The sequence below is a fragment of the Variovorax sp. R-27 genome, from assembly GCF_049913215.1.
In the GTDB taxonomy this organism is placed as follows: Bacteria; Pseudomonadota; Gammaproteobacteria; order Burkholderiales; family Burkholderiaceae_C; genus Variovorax.
Genome location: NZ_CP183984.1, coordinates 5,116,677 through 5,134,620 on the forward strand (window position 1 = coordinate 5,116,677; position 17,944 = coordinate 5,134,620).

A 17,944-nucleotide genomic window follows, 5' to 3' on the forward strand; every position below is an offset into this window, starting at 1 on the left:
CTCAGGGTTTCGCAGCAGCCTCCAGAGACTCTTTGAGGTTGCGCCGACGCCATGCCCAGGTCTTGATGGCCTGCGGCAGGATGCCCAGGCACGACGCGTAGTACGTCACCTTGAAGCCCCAGAAGCGCGGGCCGATGGGAGTGTTGCGGAACAGGTCGCCGGCCAGGATGGACAGCAGCGCCTCCTGCATCCGCCAGACATTGCGCGGGTTCATGAACAGACGGCGAATGGCCGGCGAGGTGATGCGGTAGATGAACCACGAGAACATCTGCGGCCCGCGCTTCATCACCTTCTCGTAGTGGCGGAAGGCTTTTTCGGCCTCCTTCGCCTCGCCCTTGAGCCAGTGGTCGGCCGCGGTGGCGGCCTCGAAGCCGCTGTTCATCGCCAGGTACACGCCCGAGGAGAACATCGGGTCGACGAAGGCATAGGCGTCGCCCACCATCATGAAGCGGTCGCCGCGGCAGAACGCGGAGTCGTAGGCGTAGTTGCCGGTGGAGGTGGCGCCTTCCATCAGCGTGGCGTTCTTCAGGCGCTCGGCCAGCTTGGGCGCGAGCGCGATGGTTTCCATCAGGAATTCTTCGAGCGTGCCCTTGCGGTTCTTGAAGTACGCGGGGGAAGCCACCGCGCCGACGCTCACGGTGCCGTCCTTCAGCGGGATGTACCAGAACCAGCCGTGGTCGAACCAGAACAGCGTGATGTTGCCCTCGAAGCGGCCCGGCCGGCGCTCGGCGTTGGCGAAGTGGCCGAACAGCGCGGCGCTGGCGTGCTTGCGGTTGCGGCGCTTGGCGTCGAACTGGTTCGACAGCAGGGTGTCGCGTCCGCTCGCGTCGATCACGAAGCGCGGGCGCCAGGTGGTCTCGGCGCCGTCGTCGGCCTTGACCTTGACCAGCGGGCGGTTGTCTGGCGTGCCCTTGCCGGCCTCCATGTCCACGCCTGTGACGCGCTGGCCCTCGAAGGTGCGCGCGCCGCGATTGCCGGCATGGCGAAACAGCAGTTCGTCGAACTCCGAGCGGCGCACGTGCACCGCGTACGGAAAGCTCTTGTCCATCGCCTCGGCAAAGTGAAAGTGGCTGGTGTGGTCATGCCAGGGCGAGACGAACTCGGCGCCGTGCTTGCGGATGCCGATGGCCTCGACCTCGGTGCGCACGCCCAGCCGGTCGAACAGCGGCATGTTCATCGGCAGCAGCGATTCGCCGATGTGAAAACGCGGATGCTGCGCCTTCTCGATGAGCACCACGTCGTGCCCCTTGTCCGCGAGCAGCGCGGCCACCGTGGAGCCCGAAGGGCCGCCGCCGATGACCACGACATCGGGGTCGTTGCTGGTGAAAGGTCCGGATGTCATGCGCTGTTGCCCCTCATTGGTTTTGTCGTTGTTGGAGATTCCCCGGCCAATACCCTGTTAACCGTAGGTAACGATCTGCAGTTTAGCGAACCGGCCAGCCCTCCTTATCAAGCTAAAGATATAGATCCAGGCGTTTTCGGCATTCACCCTGTAAGAAGAGGCCACGCTTTTGCGGTAGCCTCATTGCCCGTCAGAAACAAGGAGACTTTCATGGCTGCACCCCTTTCCCCTGCAGAAGAAGCACTTCGCGAGGCAGCGCGCGAATACCACCGCTCGCCCGTCAAGGGCAAGATCTCGATCACCCCGACCAAGCCCCTGCTGAACCAGCGCGACCTGTCGCTGGCCTATTCGCCGGGCGTGGCGTACCCCTGTCTCGACATCGCCGCGGATCCGGCCACGGCCTCCGAATACACCGCGCGCGGCAATCTCGTGGGCGTCATCACCAACGGCACGGCCGTGCTCGGCCTGGGCAACATCGGCCCGCTGGCCGCCAAGCCGGTGATGGAAGGCAAGGGCTGCCTGTTCAAGAAATTCGCCGGCATCGATGTGTTCGACATCGAGCTGGCCGAGAACGACCCTGACAAGCTGGTCGACATCATCGCGGCACTGGAGCCCACGCTGGGCGGCATCAACCTCGAGGACATCAAGGCGCCCGAGTGCTTCTACATCGAGAAGAAGCTGCGCGAGCGCATGAACATTCCGGTGTTCCACGACGACCAGCACGGCACGGCCATCATCTCGGCCGCCGCGCTGCTCAACGGCCTGGAGCTGGTCGGCAAGAAGATCGAGGACGTAAAGATCGCCGTCTCGGGCGCCGGCGCCGCCGCCATCGCCTGCCTCGACGTGATGGTGGGCCTGGGCGCCAAGCCCGCCAACATCTACGCCTGCGACTCCAAGGGCCTGATCTACATGGGCCGTGCGGGCGGCTTCGACGAATCCAAGGCACGCTACGCCCAGAAAGACACCGGCGCCCGCACTCTGGCCGACGTGGTGAAGGACGCCGATGTGTTCCTGGGCTGCTCGGCCCCGGGCGTGATGACGGCCGATATGGTCAAGACCATGGGCACGCAGCCCATCATCCTGGCGCTGGCCAACCCCGAGCCTGAAATCCGCCCCGAGTTGGCCAAGGCCGTGCGGCCGGACTGCATCATTGCCACGGGCCGTTCGGACTACCCGAACCAGGTCAACAACGTGCTGTGCTTCCCGTACATCTTCCGCGGCGCGCTCGATTGCGGCGCCAGCAAGATCACCGAAGAAATGAAGCTGGCCTGCGTGCGCGAGATCGCCGACCTGACCAAGGCCGACATCAGCGAAGAGGTGGCCACCGCCTACGCCGGCCAGGAGCTGGCCTTCGGCCCCGACTACATCATTCCGAAGCCCTTCGACTCGCGCCTGATCCTGCGCATCGCCCCGGCCGTGGCCAAGGCCGCCGCCGCCTCGGGCGTGGCCTCGCGCCCGATCGAAGACATGGACGCCTACCGCCAGCACCTGACGCGCTTCGTCTACCAGACCGGCATGTTCATGCGCCCGGTGTTCAGCGCCGCCAAGATCGCCACCGCCAAGCGCGTGGCCTACGCCGAAGGCGAAGACGAGCGCGTGCTGCGCGCCGCCCAGTGGGCCGTGGACGAAGGCCTGGCCAAGCCCATCCTTGTGGGCCGCCCCGCAGTGATCGAGGCGCGCATCAAGAAGGCCGGCCTGCACATCCGCACGGGCATCGACTTCGAGATCGTCGACCCCGAGGACGATCCGCGCTTCCGCATCTACTGGGAAAGCTTCCACAAGCTCATGGGCCGCCGCGGCGTGACGCCGGAGGCCGCCAAGACGATGGTGCGCCGCTCGAACACCACCATCGCCGCGCTGATGATGCACCTGGGCGACGCCGACGCCATGATCTGCGGCCTGGTCGGTCGCTTCGACGTGCACCTGGAGCACATCCGCAACCTGATCGGCCTGAAGCGCGGCGCGCCAGGCTTCGCAACGCTGAACGCGCTCACGCTCGACAAGCGCACGGTGTTCATCACCGACACCAACGTGAACGAAGACCCGAGTGCCGAGTTGCTGGCCAGCATCGCGCTGATGGCCGCCGAGGAAGTGCGCCGCTTCGGCTTGCCGCCGAAGGTGGCCTTCCTGTCGCACTCGAACTACGGCACCTCCAGCCGCGGCTCGGCCCGCAAGATGCGGCTGGCGCGCGACCTGTTCGCGCAGATGGCGCCCGACATCGAATGCGACGGCGAAATGCACGGCGACGCGGCACTGTCGGAAGAAATCCGCCGCACCGCCCTGCCCGAGACCACGCTGAGCGGCGAAGCCAACCTGCTGGTGTGCCCGAACCTCGACTCGGCGCACATCCTCTACAACGTGCTGAAGATGACGGGTGCCAACGGCATCACCGTCGGCCCGGTGCTGCTGGGCGCCGCAAGCTCGGCGCACGTGCTGACGCCGTCGTCGACGGTGCGCCGCATCATCAACATGACGGCGCTGGCGGTGGCGAAGGTCACGGTCGACAAGTAAGAGCCTTCAACCGGGGGGTGTTTTTGCCCGCCTTCGGTGCCAAAAACGCGGCCTCGCCGCGTTTTTGCATTTGAGGGGTGCAAAGGCGCACCGTCTCGATCCACTGGAAGGGTTCGCACCAATCGCGTGCGGGCACCGTTTTTGCTTGAATGCCGAAGCATTCACCTTCCCCTAACGGATCGATCTCCGCATGAACAAGCGCCAACTGCTCCAGTCCTTCCTCGCCGCCTCGGCCATCTGCTTCGGCCTCACACCGGCCCTTGCACAGAGCCCGACGCCGATCAAGTTCCAGCTCGACTGGCGTTTCGAAGGACCGGCCGCGCTGTTCCTGCACCCCGCCGCCAAGGGCTACTTCAAGGCGGCCGGGCTCGACGTGACCATCGACGCGGGCAACGGCTCGGGCGGCACCGTCACGCGCGTGGCCTCGGGTGCCTACGACATGGGCTTTGCCGACCTCGCGGCGCTGATGGAATTTCACGCCAACAACCCCGACAGCCCCAACAAGCCGGTCGCGGTGATGATGGTCTACAACAACACGCCGGCCTCGGTCATGGCGCTCAAGAAGAGCGGCATCACCAAGCCGGCCGACCTAGCCGGCAAGAAGCTGGGCGCGCCGGTGTTCGACGCAGGCCGCCGCGCGTTCCCGATCTTCGCCAAGGCCAACAACATCGGCGCCGTCAACTGGACCGCCATGGACCCGACGCTGCGCGAAACCATGCTGATGCGCGGTGACATCGACGCCATCACCGGCTTCACCTTCACCTCGCTGCTCAACCTCGAGGCACGCGGCGCCAAGACGGCCGACGTGGTGGTGCTGCCTTACCCCGACTACGGCGTGAAGCTGTATGGCAACGTCATCATCGCCTCGCCCAAGCTCATCAAGGAGAACCCGGCGGCGGTGAAGAAATTCCTCTCGGCCTTTGCCAAGGGCGCAAAGGAAGTCATTGCCAACCCGGCCGTGGCCATCGAATCGGTGAAGGCGCGCGACGGCATCATCGACAGCAAGCTCGAAACCCGCCGCCTGCAACTGGCCATCGACACCGTCATCAACAGCCCTGACGCACGCGCCGAAGGCTTCGGCGCGGTCAACGCAGGCCGCATGTCGCTGATGGCCTCGCAGGTGTCGGACGCCTTCAACACCAAGACGCGCGTGAGCCCCGACGCGGTGTGGACCGCCGCTCTGCTACCGCCCGCCGCTGAACTGAACATCCTGAAGAAGTGATGGCGGACGCATCGCAAGACGCGGCTGCAGCCCCTTTCGTCGACTTCCAGGACGTCTGGCTCGCCTACAACGAGGAGCTGCTGCGCGAGAACCACTTCGCGGTCGAAGCCATCGACCTGAAGGTCAAGCGCGGCGAATTCATCGCCATCGTCGGCCCCTCGGGCTGCGGCAAGTCGACCTTCATGAAGCTCACCACGGGGCTGAAGATGCCCTCGATGGGCAAGATTCGCATCGACGGCCAGCCGGTGACCGGGCCGCTCAAGATATCGGGCATGGCCTTTCAGGCGCCGTCGCTGCTGCCGTGGCGCACCACGGTCGACAACGTGCTGCTGCCGCTGGAAATCGTCGAGCCCTACCGCTCGAACTTCAAGGCCAAGCGCAAGGAATACGTCGAGCGCGCACGCAAGCTGCTGCAGAAGGTGGGCCTTGCGGGCTATGAAGACAAGTTTCCGTGGCAGCTCTCGGGCGGCATGCAGCAGCGCGCGAGCATCTGCCGCGCGCTCATCCACGAGCCCAAGATGCTGCTGCTCGACGAGCCCTTCGGCGCTCTCGACGCGTTCACGCGCGAAGAGCTGTGGTGCATCCTGCGCGACCTCTGGACCGAGCAGCAGTTCAACGTGATCCTGGTGACGCACGACCTGCGCGAATCGGTGTTCCTCGCCGACACGGTGTACGTGATGAGCAAGAGCCCGGGGCGCTTCGTGGTCAAGCGCGAGATCGACCTGCCGCGTCCGCGCGAACTCGAGCTCACCTACACGAAGGAGTTCACCGACATCGTGCTGGAGCTGCGCGGGCACATCGGTGCCATCCGCAATACCGGCATCAGCGCGGCGCAGACGGCCGCGGCCGTGTCTCACTGAGCGGGCGCACCATGAAGAACACCAAGCAAATCGAACGCTGGTCGCCATGGCTGCTGCTGGTCGCGGTGCTCATCCTGTGGCAGGTCATCTGTGCGGGCTTCGAGGTTTCGGACTTCATCTTCCCTAGCCCCTGGCGCATCTGGACGCAGTTCTGGGAATACAAGGAAATCATCGCGGGCCACGCGTGGCGCACCTTCTGGGTCACGATGGCCGGCTTCGGCCTGGCGATCGTGGTGGGCGTTCTGCTGGGCTTCGTGATCGGCAGCTCGCGCATCGCGTACGCGGCGATCTATCCGCTGATGACCGCCTTCAACGCACTGCCCAAGGCGGCCTTCGTGCCTATCCTCGTGGTGTGGTTCGGCATCGGCGTGGGGCCGGCGATTCTCACGGCCTTTCTGATCAGCTTCTTCCCGATCATGGTCAACATCGCGACCGGCTTGGCCACGCTGGAGCCGGAGCTTGAAGACGTGCTGCGCGTGCTCGGCGCCAAGCGCTGGGACGTGCTCATGAAGATCGGCTTGCCGCGCTCCATGCCCTACTTCTTCGGCTCGCTGAAGGTGGCGATCACGCTGGCTTTTGTCGGCACCACGGTGAGCGAGATGACCGCCGCCAACGAAGGCATCGGCTACCTGCTGATCTCCGCCGGCTCGGCCATGCAGATGGGCCTGGCCTTCGCGGGCCTGATGGTGGTGGGCGCAATGGCCATGCTGATGTACGAGCTCTTCAGCGTGATCGAGAAGCACACCACGGGTTGGGCGCACCGGGGTTCGCAGAATCAGTAAGTAGGCCACGCCGGATTCGACATCGGTGCCTGCCACGGATCAGGTGAGATGCCAGCGCCGGCTGTGCTGCCCCTGCTTCGCGAACACGTGGGCGAGGTGCTTCTTGACTGTGTTGACACTGATGCCGAGTCGCTCGGCGATCTGCTTGTTGGTCATGTCCCGGTACATCAGCGAAAGCACCTCGTCCTCGCGTGCGGTCAGTTTGATTGCAGGTGATATCGCGCAGGACGCCGGCCGCCCGCCGCCTGCCTTCAATCGCAGCACAGACAGATAGAGTGCCTGCAACACCGGGCCCGGGAAGCCCAAGGTGCCTGCCAGCACGGCATCCAGCGATTGCGCGAACTGCTCTGCGCTCGCTGTCCACTCGACGCAGCCGCGCGCCTGACTCCGGATCGCTGCATCCAGCCCCAGCATGGAGGGCTCCTCCCAGCCGAGGAGCCAGTCGGTGGCTGGAAAGCGGCGGCGCAGATCGTCCAGTTTGTTGACTCTCTCCGGCGAAATCAACGCGATGTCCACCAACAGCAAACGAGGCGCCTGCTGCCGGCAGCAGGCTTCCAGGTCAGAGATGCTGTTCATTTCCGCGTACTCGACCTGATACATCTGCTCGGCCCATTGCCTCGAGGCCAACAGGCCCAGCCCGGACAGCAGCGATGCGCGACCTGGACAGGTTGCGACGAGAACCGGAACACGGACTTCGACCGCAGGGCACGGGGCAGGAGATGGAATCTCCAGGCAAGCCGGCTGAAAACAGCTCGATGTCCACAGCGTGGGTGGCGCAAATGGCGACGGGGGGCGGAAGTCTTGCGTGAACGGCCGCGGATCTGCGTTCCACGCAGGTTCCAGCCCAGCAGACGACAGTGGGATTTCTTCCATGGCTTCCCCCGGGGCACTTGTTTTGGAGGTATCCGGAGGTTAATGATAAAGACCGCACCATCGTGCAGATAGGTCCGCGGACCTCCCAAGGTATCAAAAGGTTAAGGGCATGAGAGCGCACGCCCGGCACGACGCGTCATCCTTTGGGTGACAACTTTTATCCCATGGACAAGGCGCCGTCTGACGGCACAGCATGCCTCCTCTGCTGATACGTGAGCCTGGTTGATTGGCGGCGAACGCGCCTCAATCGGGTGCACTGATTCCGATCGGCGGGTTTTTTCTCAACCAAGGAGTGTTTATGCCCGCGCTAAATTTGACGGCTGGCTCGACCGTCACCCTGGACGAATCCGCCAATCTGCAGAACCTTGCCGCTACTCCCGCCGTTGCCGGCGACAGTAACGACAATGACATCTCCGCAAGCTCGCTGCCGACTGCCTTCAGCAGCCGCCTGGCGGCCCAGAGTGTCGGGACCGCCATCAACGCCGCGTTGAGTGGCTACAACGGGTCCAATACCGGCACCAACGCATTCACATTCAGCATCTCCGGCACGGTCACCGATGTGTCCTTCACGGACACGAACGGCGCTCCGCTCAATGGCTTCGACAGCGGCCTCAATACAGCCGACGGCGAAGACATCTTCCTTTACACCGACACGACCAACAACAACGTCGTCTACGGGAAGACCGCCCTCAATGTCGTCGTGTTCGCCGCCTACCTGGAGGAAACGGGAACCCCGGTGACCGGCGCCAAGATCTGGATGGTCCAGTACGAAGCGATATCGGACCCGGATGCCACCAACCCCGACGATGCAGTCAACCTGCTCGACAAGGTCTTCGTCAGTGTCAGCCAGGATACGGAGTTCAACCTCGCAGGCGCGCCATCCGGCCAGAACCTGTTCCTGATGTTCACGAAGGACAATCCGACGATCGTCAACGGCCGGATTTCCGACGTGTCGATCATCGCGACGGGGAAGGACCCGGCAAATCAGTCCGGGGCCAACCCCAACAGCACCGCCGACGATATCAACATCACGACCGGCGACACGATCAACACCAGCAAGGCCGGCGGGCCGACCACGTTTGGCACCAACAGCCAGATGATCACCGAGCAGGAAGGCATCCGCTTCACGTTCGTGACCGGCGCCAGGGCGGACGTCACCATTCCGACCCTGGACCAGAACGAGGCCGATCTGGAATCGAACATCGACTTCACCGGCATGTTCGGAGCAAGGACTGCCGATTTCGACGTTGTGCAGTTGCAAAGCGGAAAGACCGCCCAGGTCAAGATCACCGCATACAGCACGGCGCTCGAGGCCGGCAACAGTTTCATCGAGGGCTATTCGGGCGACCAGGTGATTTCGATCACGAGCGTGCGCGTGCTCGACTCCGTCACCGGGGCGGCCCTGGAAACCTTCTCGAACGGCGCCGAGGGCGGACAGAGTTCGGCCATCGTCATCAGCGTCACCGGCGGCATCGCAACAATCACCGGCGTCAAGTCCGGCTACTCGATCGAATACACGACGTCAGCGGACCACAACCGCGTACTCATCGAAAACGGGGCCGACCTCAATGCCTCGGGCAACACCCACGCGGACTTCGACATCGGAGGTTTCCGGCTGCTGCGGGTTTCCAACGCAACGGCAGAGGTCGGCTCCATGATGGTCTTCGAGGACGACGGCCCGTCCATCGTGCTGGCAACGCCCACCGATACGGCGCTGCTCAACACCCAGGACGCACAGACCGTCGGAGCAGCCACCGACTCCGCCACCCAGGACTTCGCGACGGCCTTCGGCACAACTTCGAGCAGCTTCGGCACCGACGGGGCAGGCACCACCGACTCGACCTTCGCGCTCGGCGTGAAGACGCAGGGCGAAGACTCCGGGCTCAAGAGCGATGGCGCCAGCATCTACCTGTACCTGCTGAACGGCAAGGTCATCGGCTCGACCTCCGCCACCGAGGCCAGCGTCTCGGCAGCCAACACCGTCTTCGACCTGGCCGTGAACGCAACCGGCTCGGTAACGCTGCAGCAGTTTGCAGAAATCGACCACGCGCTGCCGGGTGCTTCGTCGAACTACGCGGCCCAGCAGGCCACGATGGCCGACGATCTGATCACCCTGACCAATGCCGTGACGCTCACCGATCGCGATGGCGACACCGCCGCCGATTCCGAGCTGCTCAACATCGGCGCGAACATCAAGTTCGACGACGACGGCCCGTCCATCGTGCTGGCAGCGCCCACCGACACGACGCTGCTCAATATCCAGGACGCACAGACCATCGGGGCAGCCACCGACTCCGCCACCCAGGACTTCGCGACGGCCTTCGGCGTGACTTCGAGTGGCTATGGCGCCGACGGGGCGGGCAGCACCGCATCGACCTTCGCGCTCGGCGTGGCAACGCAGGGCGGCGCATCCGGGCTCACGAGTGACGGTGCGGTCATCAGGCTGTACCTGGTTGCCGGAACGGTCATAGGTTCGACCTCCGCCACCGAGGCCGGTATTTCGGCAGCCAACATCATCTTCGATGTCGCCGTGAGTGGCGCCGGTTCGGTAACGCTGCAGCAATTTGCAGAAATCGACCACGCGCTGCCGGGTGCTTCGTCGAACTACGCGGCCCAGCAGGCCACGCTGGCCGACACCTTGATCACCCTGACCAATGCCGTGACGCTCACCGATGGCGATGGCGACACCGCGACCGATTCCAAGGTGCTCAACATCGGCGCCAACATCAAGTTCGACGACGACGGCCCGACGGTGACCGCCATCTCCGACCTCACCGGAGCGAACGACGCGCAGCCCATTGCGGGAACCTACAACTTCTCCATTGGCGCCGACGACGTGGACAACTCGTCGACCGACGGCATCGTGCTGAACAGCCTGACCGGAACGACCGGCGGCGGGCGGCCCATCACCGATACAGCCGTCTCTCACTTTGCCGAAGACGCCACGACCGTCACCTACAACTTCAGCTTCAACTACTACCCCGGGCCAACGTCGACGACAACGCAGGCGGCAACAGGCACGGTCGTCTTCAACAAGACAGACGGTACTTACGCCTTCGATCTGGATCAGGTCTTCGGAGGACAAACGACGTTCTCCACGAGTGCGCCGCTGGCATCCTTCAACTACGACACGGAAGGCAACAACTCGCCGGAGATCGTGGTCCAGAAATACAGCAACGACTTTTTCGGCGTGCTGTCAGCCAGGGCCTCCTCGCCTCCGAGTGATTCCAGCGATCTGTTGGCGGGCGGCAATCACGCGTTCCTGACGGGCGAAACCTTCACCAGCCAGACCGCGGGTTTTGTCAACGTCGCAACCAACACCCTCGGGGTGAACTCCGATACCGTCCAAGCCGGCGAGTTGCTGAACTTCGACTTCTACAAATCGAATCCGGTGAGCAACCCCAATCTGACGAGCCCGCCGCAGCGACCCGGGGCGACCATCGTCGGTACGGACACGGCCTACGCTGACGCGATCAACATCACGATCGATCAGATCACGGACGGCGAAGATGTGGCTGTTCTGCTGAAGCTGTTCAATGCGTCGACCAACACCACCACGACCAGGCTTCTGATCGCCAACTCCGCGGCGGACTATCAATCGGCCGGAGGAGGCCTGAAGGTCGTCAGCATCGGCGAGGACGACTACGACAGCGCCAATTTCCAGATCACGGGCGTGCAGGTCCTGAGCAGCACCGAAGAAATCACTGGCACGGGTATCAGCCTGAGCGGCCATAACGCGGTGAATCTGACCGCGACCGGTTCGAACTATGCCGATACGGCGGACAACGATGTGTTCAAGATCATCAAGATCGATGTGATCACGTCGGCGACGATCAATTCGGACGTGGACCTGAACTTTGTGGGTCAGGTGATCGACGGCGATGCCGACTTCGCAGGCTTCAACTTCGATGTCCACCTGGAGATCGATGGCGTGGCCAACCTGATAGGCACAACCCAGCAAACGGAGGCGATCGCGTAACGAGCTCTGGAGCAAGGGGGCAGCAGAAATGCTGCCCCTTCTCACTTGGCCTGTATTCAGGCGTACTGATGTCGAACCTGCGGGGTGGTATGAAGCCTCAGGAAAAGTCTGGCGAATTGCGGCAGGCGGTGACAACGCTCCACTCCTACTTCGTACGGGCGGCCTGGTTCAGTGTTTGCTCCGGCCTTTTGCTGCTGGCTCCGAGCGGGTACATGCTGGAGGTGTACGGGCGCGTCGTGAACAGTCGCAGCACGCTCACGCTGGCCATGCTGACATTGCTGGTTCTGGCCGCCTACTGCCTGATGGAAGTACTCGATTGGGCTCGCTCGGAAGTGATGTACCGGGCCGGGCAGAAACTGGATCAGAAGATGCGCAACCGCGTGTTCGTCGCCGTCTTCGAAGCGGGGCTCAAGCGGTTGCCGGGCGGAACCGTGCAACCGCTCAACGACCTGCGGACCTTGCGGGAATTCCTGTATTCGCCGCCGTTGCTGGCGCTGATGGAAGCGCCGGTTTCGCTGGTCTTCATGGGGCTGCTGTTCGCCATCAGCCCGGTGCTGGGCTGGTCGGCTGTCGTGGGCTCGCTGCTGCAGGTGTTTGTCGGTTGGATCAACGACCGGAACACGCGGCCGCCGCTGGTGTCGGCCAATCGATGCGCGATCGAAGCACAGCAGTATGCGGACGCTGCGCTGAGAAACTCGCAGGTCATCGAGTCGATGGGCATGCTGCAGGACGTCCATCGCCGCTGGATGGGCAAGCGACGCGATTTCCTGCAGCGCGAGGCCCTGGCTTCGGACCGTGCTGGGGCCTGCCAGGCCGTCAGCAAGTTCCTGCAGGTCACCATGGGTTCCCTGTTGCTCGGCCTGGGCGCCTGGCTGCTGCTGAAGAACCCGCTCAATGGCAATGCCGCAATGATGGTTGTCGGCTCGATCCTGGGCGGCCGTGCCTTGGCGCCGCTGGTGCAGCTCGTGACGCAATGGCGCGCGGTGGTCAATGTCTGCGATGCATGGCAACGCCTGGACAGCCTGTTGAGCGCCATTGCCCCGAGACCGGAAACGATGTCCTTGCCACCACCCAAAGGCGCGCTGCAAGTCGAAAGCCTCGTGGCAGGCGCGCCAGGCAATGGTCCGGCCATCCTGAAGAACGTGGCCTTCGCCCTGGCGCCCGGCGAGGTGCTTGCCGTCGTGGGTCCCTCTGCCGCGGGAAAGACGACCCTGGCACGCCTGATCGTCGGCCTTTGGCCTGCAGCGAGCGGCAAGGTGCGGCTGGACGGCGCAGACGTGTTCGCGTGGGACAAGAGCGAACTCGGCCCGCACATCGGCTATCTGCCGCAGGATGTGGAATTGCTCGACGGCACATTGGCCGAGAACATCGCGCGCTTCGGGGAGGTGCGACCTTCGAAGGTCAAAGCGGCAGCATTGGCCGTCGACCTGCACGCGTACATCACGAGCCTTCCGTTGGGCTACGACAGCCCGATCGGACCCGAAGGGGCTGTGCTGTCGGGCGGGCAGAGGCAGCGGGTCGCGTTGGCGCGCGCGATTTATGACGAGCCAGCGCTGGTGGTGCTCGATGAACCGAATTCGAGCCTCGACGACGCCGGCGACGCAGCATTGGCAAGCGCCATCCTGAATCTCAAGGCGCGCGGCACGACGTTCGTCGTCATGACGCACCGCACCAGTGTGCTGGCCGTGGCGGACAAGATGCTGGTGCTGTGCGACGGCACGATGCAGGCGTTCGGCGCACGCGACGAGGTCCTGGCTGCGCTGCGGCAAGCCACCGAGCAGGCGGCGGATCGGATGCGCAAGGCAGAAAGCAGCCTTGCATCGAAGCGGCGCGATGCCGGAAACGCTGCAAGCATCGCGCTTCAGGCGCACCCACTGCCATGAAGAAACCTGCGTTCTTCAACCGCAGCGAACTGGGGCGCGCTCTCTGGGGGTTCCGAAGAGAGTTCTTGCTGGTTGGATCGTTGAGCTTCCTGACCAATCTGCTCATGCTCGCGCCGACCATCTACATGCTGCAGATATTCGACCGCGTGCTTGCCAGTCAGAGTGAACTGACCTTGCTCGCGGTTTCCTTGATCACGCTGCTTCTTTTCGGGGCGCTGGCCTTGTCGGAATGGCTGCGCTCGCGTCTGCTGGTGCGGGCCAGCCTGCGCTTCGACCGGCAATTGAGCACCCGGGTGTTCAACGGGAGCTTTCAGGCCTACCTCGGCCAGTCGGTATCCACCGTGTCAAGGCCGTTCGCAGACCTGAACCAGATCCGCCAGTTTCTGACCGGCATGGGCGTCTTTGCGCTCTTCGATGCACCCTGGACGCCGATCTACATCGCGGTGATCTTCTTTCTTCATCCCTGGCTCGGCGTCCTGGCGCTCGGGTTCGCCCTGGTCCAGGTCGCACTGGCCTGGTTCGGACAGAGGAAGACCGTCGCGCCATCGGAAGCGGCCCTGAAAGCCGCGAGCGAGACGATGAGCGACCTGCAGGGCAAGCTTCGCAACATCGAGGTGCTCGAATCGATGGGCATGGTCGCCAATCTGCAAAAGCGCTGGAACCGCCAGCATGCGGCCTGCATGGACAAGAGCACTTCCGCTCATGGCTTTGTCAATCGCGTCGCCGGCTGGAGCAAATTCATACGCTACAGCCAACAGTCGCTCGCGCTGGGGGCGGGCGCGCTGCTGGTGATCGATGGCCAGTTGTCGCCGGGCGCCATGATTGCGGCGAATGTGCTGATGGGCCGCGCCCTCGCGCCCATCGACCAGTTGCTCGGCACGTGGCGGGGTTTTGTCTCGTGCAGCGCTGCACTCGAGCGTCTCGAAAAGCTGTTGGCCGACTTCCCCGGGCAGGCCCCTGTCCCTCCCCGGGCCGGACCTACCGGCGAGATCAGCCTGCAAGGCATCTTTGCGGGGGCTGCGGGGCGCGCGGCGCCCATCCTGAAGAACATTTCTTTTGCGGTCCCCGCAGGAACAGTGGTCGCGCTCTTGGGACCTTCCGGTTCGGGCAAGTCCACGCTGGTGAAAGTCATGGTCGGAATCTGGACCGCATCCCGCGGCGCGGTGCTGCTCGATGGCGTGCCGATCCGAGGCTGGAACCGTCTGGAGCTGGGTCCGCATCTTGGCTATCTGCCGCAGGACGTCGAGTTGTTCGCAGGCTCCATTGCCGAGAACATTGCGCGGCTCGGCGAGGTCGACTCGCGCAAGGTCATAGAGGCCGCATGCAGCGCCGGCCTGCACGAGACGATCCTGCGCTTTTCCAAAGGCTACGACACCCTCATCGGGGACGCGGGCCACCTGCTTTCCGGAGGGCAGAGGCAACGAATCGGACTGGCCCGGGCGCTCTATGGCGACCCGTCGCTCATTGTTCTGGATGAGCCGAATGCCAACCTGGACGATGACGGGGAAGCAGCGCTGCTGCGAGCCATACGGGAATTGAAGGCCAAGGGGAAAACGGTGTTCCTGGTAACCCACCGCCAGGGCGCGGTTGCCGTGGCCGACCGCCTCATGGTTCTGGGCGATGGCGAATTGACAGCAGACGGACCACGAGATGCCGTGCTCGCGTCTTTTCGTCGCCCTCAGCCTGACGTGCGACCGGCGGCCCTGGTGCAGTCGGCCTGATCCGGCGCCGTCCTGTACTCGACTCATCTCGCAGGGAGTTCCAAATGGCCAAACCGAATCTTCTCAGAGACGTGACTTCCATCCCCTCGCCTGCCAAGGACGATCGGTCGCAGGATGCCGATGGACTCGGGAACGAGTTCGGACGCGCAGGGCGAATCGGCGTGTGGGCCTTGGTCGCCGGATTCGGCGGGTTTCTGCTGTGGGCCGCGTTTGCTCCGCTGGACGAAGGCGTGCCCAGCCAGGGGCAGGTCGCCATCGACACGAAGCGTAAGGTTGTCCAGCACCAGATCGGAGGCATCCTCAAGGAGGTGCGGGTCGGCGAAGGCGATCAAGTCCAGGAAGGCCAGTTGCTGTTCAAGCTCGACGACGCCGCAGCCAGAGCGAGTTTCGAAACCGTGCGGCAGCGCTACCTGGGGTTTCGCGCCATACAAGGCCGCCTGCTGGCCGAACAGGGGGGACAGGACGCCATCGACTTCCATCCGGACTTGCAGGCGGCAGCCACGGACCCGCTGATCCGGCAGCAGATGTTCAACCAGGAGCAACTGCTCAAGTCGCGCCGCGCCGCCTTGCGCGCCGACCTGCAATCGATCGAAGAGAACATCCAGGGCCAGCAAGCGTTGTCCCAGGCTTACGCAAGCATGTTGAGCAGCCGCCGGACCCAGCTTTCGCTTCTCGACGAGGAATTGACCCAGACACGCAAGATGGTCGCCGAAGGGTATGCCCCGCGCAATCGCCAGCTGGAGATGGAGCGTCAAATCGCGGAGTCGAGCACATTCATTGCCGAACTCATCGGCAACACGGGCCGGGCCCGGCGGTCGGTCGCGGAGCTTCGCCAGCGTGCCATTGCCAGGCAGCAGGAATACCATAAGGAAGTGGAAACGCAGCAGGCGGAAGTCAGCCGCGAGGTGCTTGGGGACTTCGAGAAGTTCCTCGCCTTGCGGGACGAACTGGGCCGCACCGAGATCCGCTCGCCCGCTTCGGGCCAGGTGGTGGCACTGGTGGCGCAGACCGTGGGCGGCGTGATCGCACCGGGGCAAAAACTGATGGATGTGGTGCCTGCCAACGAGCCCTTGCTGCTTGAAACGAGAGTGCCGCCTCATCTGATCGACCGCGTCCACGCCGGCATACCGGTGGACGTGCGTTTCTCTACGTTCGCCCATTCTCCGCAGCTCGTGGTGCAGGGCAAGCTGGTTTCGGTCTCCGGCGATTTGTTGACGGACCCCCAGACCAACACGAGTTATTTCCTCGCGCGAGTGGCGGTGACGCAAGAGGGCCTGAGAAAGCTGGGCAAACGTTCGCTGCAGCCTGGCATGCCGGTCGAGGTGGTTTTCAAGACGGGGGAACGCTCGCTGCTCATTTACCTCCTGCATCCGCTCACCAAGCGCATCGCAGCCTCCATGACGGAAGAGTGAGCAGTGAAAAAAACCGCGCTGGCATTCGCTGCTGCCGGCCTTCTCTGGGGGCCGGCCTGGTCGCTCGACTTGTCTCAGGCCTACGGGGAAGCACTGGAACAGGACTCGACGATCCGGTCGGTGCGGGCAGCCACGGATGCCCGGCGCGAACGCCTGCCGCAGGCCCGCGCGCAACTGCTTCCCAACTTGTCGGCAAGCGTCTCGCGCTACCGGAACTGGCTGGAGAGAACTTCGCCGGACGCCTCCGGGCACCTCGTCACGTCCAACCTGCGCTACACCAGCAGCAGCGAAGTGCTGAGCTTGAGGCAACCCATCTTCCGCATGTACCAGATGGCCGACTACCGCCAGGCTCGGGCGCAGGTCGACGATGCCGAGGCGATTCTCGAACGCGAATTGCAAAACGTCGGCGTTCGGGTGAGCGGCGCCTATTTCGAGGCACTGCTGGCCGAGGAGCATCTCGCGCTGGTGCTCTCGCAAAAGACGGCTTACACGACCCAGCTCGATGCCGCGCAGAAGCGGCTCGGTGCAGGTTTCGGCACGCGCACCGATATCGATGAAGCACGCGCGGCCCTGGACCTCAACGTCGCACAGGAATTGGAGGCGCGCCAGAACCTGGACTTCACACGCAGGCAACTCCAGAGCCTGGTCAACCGCCCGATCGACGGGCTGGCGTCGCTGGACCCGTCCAGGATGCGGCTCGTTCGGCCGGCGCCCGACCGGGTGGAAGACTGGATCGAGCGGGCCGAGCTCAACAGCCCGGAACTCCGGTCGCTCGGCGCCCAGGTTGAAGCAGCCCGGCACGAGCTGGAGAAGGCACAGGCAGGTCACTACCCGACGCTGGACGCCATCGCCCAGTGGTCCCGCAACGACAGCGACACGATCACCAGCATCAAGACCCGTTACAACAACAGGTCCATCGGCTTGCAGCTCAATATTCCTCTCTATTCGGGCGGCCATGTGAGTTCCACCGTGAGGCAGGCGCTCGCAGACCAGCAGCGGGCAGAAGAGGCCCTCGAAGCCCTGCGCCGCGACCTCGGGGTGCGACTGCATCGCGAGTTCCGCGGCGTGACCGAAGGCATCTTGAGGGTCAAGGCCCTTGAACAGGCGGTGCGCTCCGCGGAGCAGGTCGTCATCTCGAATCGCCGCTCGTTCGAGGCCGGCAGCCGCACCTTGCCCGACGTGCTGAACTCGGAACATCAGAAGGTTTCCGCCCAGCGTGATCTGGCGCAGGCCCGTTTCGTCTACCTGATGTCGCGGATACGGTTGCAGGCACTCTCTGGCGGCGCCAAAGCCGAAGTCATTGACGAGATCAACGGCTGGCTCACGCGCTGACGGCGGCAGCGATCTAAATCGGCATGC

At 64.0% G+C, this 17,944-nt stretch carries 11 protein-coding genes; 9 read left to right on the forward strand and 2 right to left on the reverse strand.

All coding sequences use genetic code 11. From position 1 onward, the window contains the following. Position 1 precedes the first annotated feature (1 nt). Positions 2 to 1,342 carry an NAD(P)/FAD-dependent oxidoreductase gene (locus ACN9MV_RS23940; RefSeq protein ID WP_097198455.1) on the reverse strand — a complete coding sequence of 447 codons (1,341 nt, stop codon included), beginning with the start codon at positions 1,340 to 1,342 and terminating at the stop codon, positions 2 to 4. Between the two features lie 210 nt (positions 1,343 to 1,552). On the opposite strand from ACN9MV_RS23940, the gene ACN9MV_RS23945 reads away from it, so the two are divergent. The 4 genes from ACN9MV_RS23945 (at position 1,553) to ACN9MV_RS23960 (ending at position 6,717) form a co-directional block, all read left to right on the forward strand. Further along, positions 1,553 to 3,853, forward strand: a complete 2,301-nt coding sequence (locus ACN9MV_RS23945) for an NADP-dependent malic enzyme (RefSeq protein ID WP_093080533.1) — start codon at positions 1,553 to 1,555, stop codon at positions 3,851 to 3,853. Positions 3,854 to 4,043: 190 nt separating this feature from the next. Continuing rightward, the gene (locus tag ACN9MV_RS23950; protein WP_426389810.1) at positions 4,044 to 5,075 is read left to right on the forward strand and encodes an ABC transporter substrate-binding protein; all 1,032 of its coding nucleotides are present in this window, start codon (positions 4,044 to 4,046) and stop codon (positions 5,073 to 5,075) included. Further along, positions 5,075 to 5,935: an ABC transporter ATP-binding protein gene (locus ACN9MV_RS23955; protein ID WP_426389812.1), complete on the forward strand. Its 861-nt coding sequence runs from the start codon at positions 5,075 to 5,077 to the stop codon at positions 5,933 to 5,935. The genes ACN9MV_RS23950 and ACN9MV_RS23955 overlap by 1 nt, the downstream gene beginning before the upstream one ends. A gap of 11 nt (positions 5,936 to 5,946) precedes the next feature. Then, positions 5,947 to 6,717 (forward strand): ABC transporter permease, encoded by a 771-nt coding sequence (locus ACN9MV_RS23960; RefSeq protein WP_093058140.1) that lies wholly within the window; start codon positions 5,947 to 5,949, stop codon positions 6,715 to 6,717. A 39-nt stretch (positions 6,718 to 6,756) separates the two neighbouring features. On the opposite strand, the gene ACN9MV_RS23965 is transcribed toward ACN9MV_RS23960, so the two are convergent. After that, positions 6,757 to 7,293 carry a response regulator transcription factor gene (locus tag ACN9MV_RS23965; protein ID WP_179830411.1) on the reverse strand — a complete coding sequence of 179 codons (537 nt, stop codon included), beginning with the start codon at positions 7,291 to 7,293 and terminating at the stop codon, positions 6,757 to 6,759. A 523-nt stretch (positions 7,294 to 7,816) separates the two neighbouring features. Here ACN9MV_RS23965 and ACN9MV_RS23970 point away from each other — a divergent pair. From ACN9MV_RS23970 to ACN9MV_RS23990, 5 genes are all read left to right on the forward strand, one after another. Beyond that, on the forward strand, positions 7,817 to 11,569 hold the full coding sequence (locus ACN9MV_RS23970; protein WP_426389813.1) for a DUF5801 repeats-in-toxin domain-containing protein: 3,753 nt from the start codon (positions 7,817 to 7,819) through the stop codon (positions 11,567 to 11,569). An 89-nt stretch (positions 11,570 to 11,658) separates the two neighbouring features. Continuing rightward, complete coding sequence (locus ACN9MV_RS23975) at positions 11,659 to 13,452, forward strand: type I secretion system permease/ATPase (RefSeq protein WP_093058138.1); 1,794 nt, start codon at positions 11,659 to 11,661, stop codon at positions 13,450 to 13,452. Next, positions 13,449 to 15,173, forward strand: a complete 1,725-nt coding sequence (locus tag ACN9MV_RS23980) for a type I secretion system permease/ATPase (protein ID WP_093058137.1) — start codon at positions 13,449 to 13,451, stop codon at positions 15,171 to 15,173. The genes ACN9MV_RS23975 and ACN9MV_RS23980 overlap by 4 nt, the downstream gene beginning before the upstream one ends. A gap of 44 nt (positions 15,174 to 15,217) precedes the next feature. Next, the gene (locus ACN9MV_RS23985; RefSeq protein WP_093080546.1) at positions 15,218 to 16,585 is read left to right on the forward strand and encodes an HlyD family type I secretion periplasmic adaptor subunit; all 1,368 of its coding nucleotides are present in this window, start codon (positions 15,218 to 15,220) and stop codon (positions 16,583 to 16,585) included. Between the two features lie 3 nt (positions 16,586 to 16,588). Next, positions 16,589 to 17,917, forward strand: a complete 1,329-nt coding sequence (locus tag ACN9MV_RS23990; protein ID WP_093058135.1) for a TolC family outer membrane protein — start codon at positions 16,589 to 16,591, stop codon at positions 17,915 to 17,917. Positions 17,918 to 17,944: the final 27 nt, after the last annotated feature.

What these genes read in the sequence shown, in the direction of transcription:
- ACN9MV_RS23940 (WP_097198455.1), bottom strand. Translation starts at nt 1,342, where the DNA reads ATGACATCCGGACCTTTCACCAGCAACGACCCCGATGTCGTGGTCATC.
- ACN9MV_RS23945 (WP_093080533.1), top strand. Translation starts at nt 1,553, where the DNA reads ATGGCTGCACCCCTTTCCCCTGCAGAAGAAGCACTTCGCGAGGCAGCG.
- ACN9MV_RS23950 (WP_426389810.1), top strand. Translation starts at nt 4,044, where the DNA reads ATGAACAAGCGCCAACTGCTCCAGTCCTTCCTCGCCGCCTCGGCCATC.
- ACN9MV_RS23955 (WP_426389812.1), top strand. Translation starts at nt 5,075, where the DNA reads ATGGCGGACGCATCGCAAGACGCGGCTGCAGCCCCTTTCGTCGACTTC.
- ACN9MV_RS23960 (WP_093058140.1), top strand. Translation starts at nt 5,947, where the DNA reads ATGAAGAACACCAAGCAAATCGAACGCTGGTCGCCATGGCTGCTGCTG.
- ACN9MV_RS23965 (WP_179830411.1), bottom strand. Translation starts at nt 7,293, where the DNA reads ATGAACAGCATCTCTGACCTGGAAGCCTGCTGCCGGCAGCAGGCGCCT.
- ACN9MV_RS23975 (WP_093058138.1), top strand. Translation starts at nt 11,659, where the DNA reads ATGAAGCCTCAGGAAAAGTCTGGCGAATTGCGGCAGGCGGTGACAACG.
- ACN9MV_RS23980 (WP_093058137.1), top strand. Translation starts at nt 13,449, where the DNA reads ATGAAGAAACCTGCGTTCTTCAACCGCAGCGAACTGGGGCGCGCTCTC.
- ACN9MV_RS23985 (WP_093080546.1), top strand. Translation starts at nt 15,218, where the DNA reads ATGGCCAAACCGAATCTTCTCAGAGACGTGACTTCCATCCCCTCGCCT.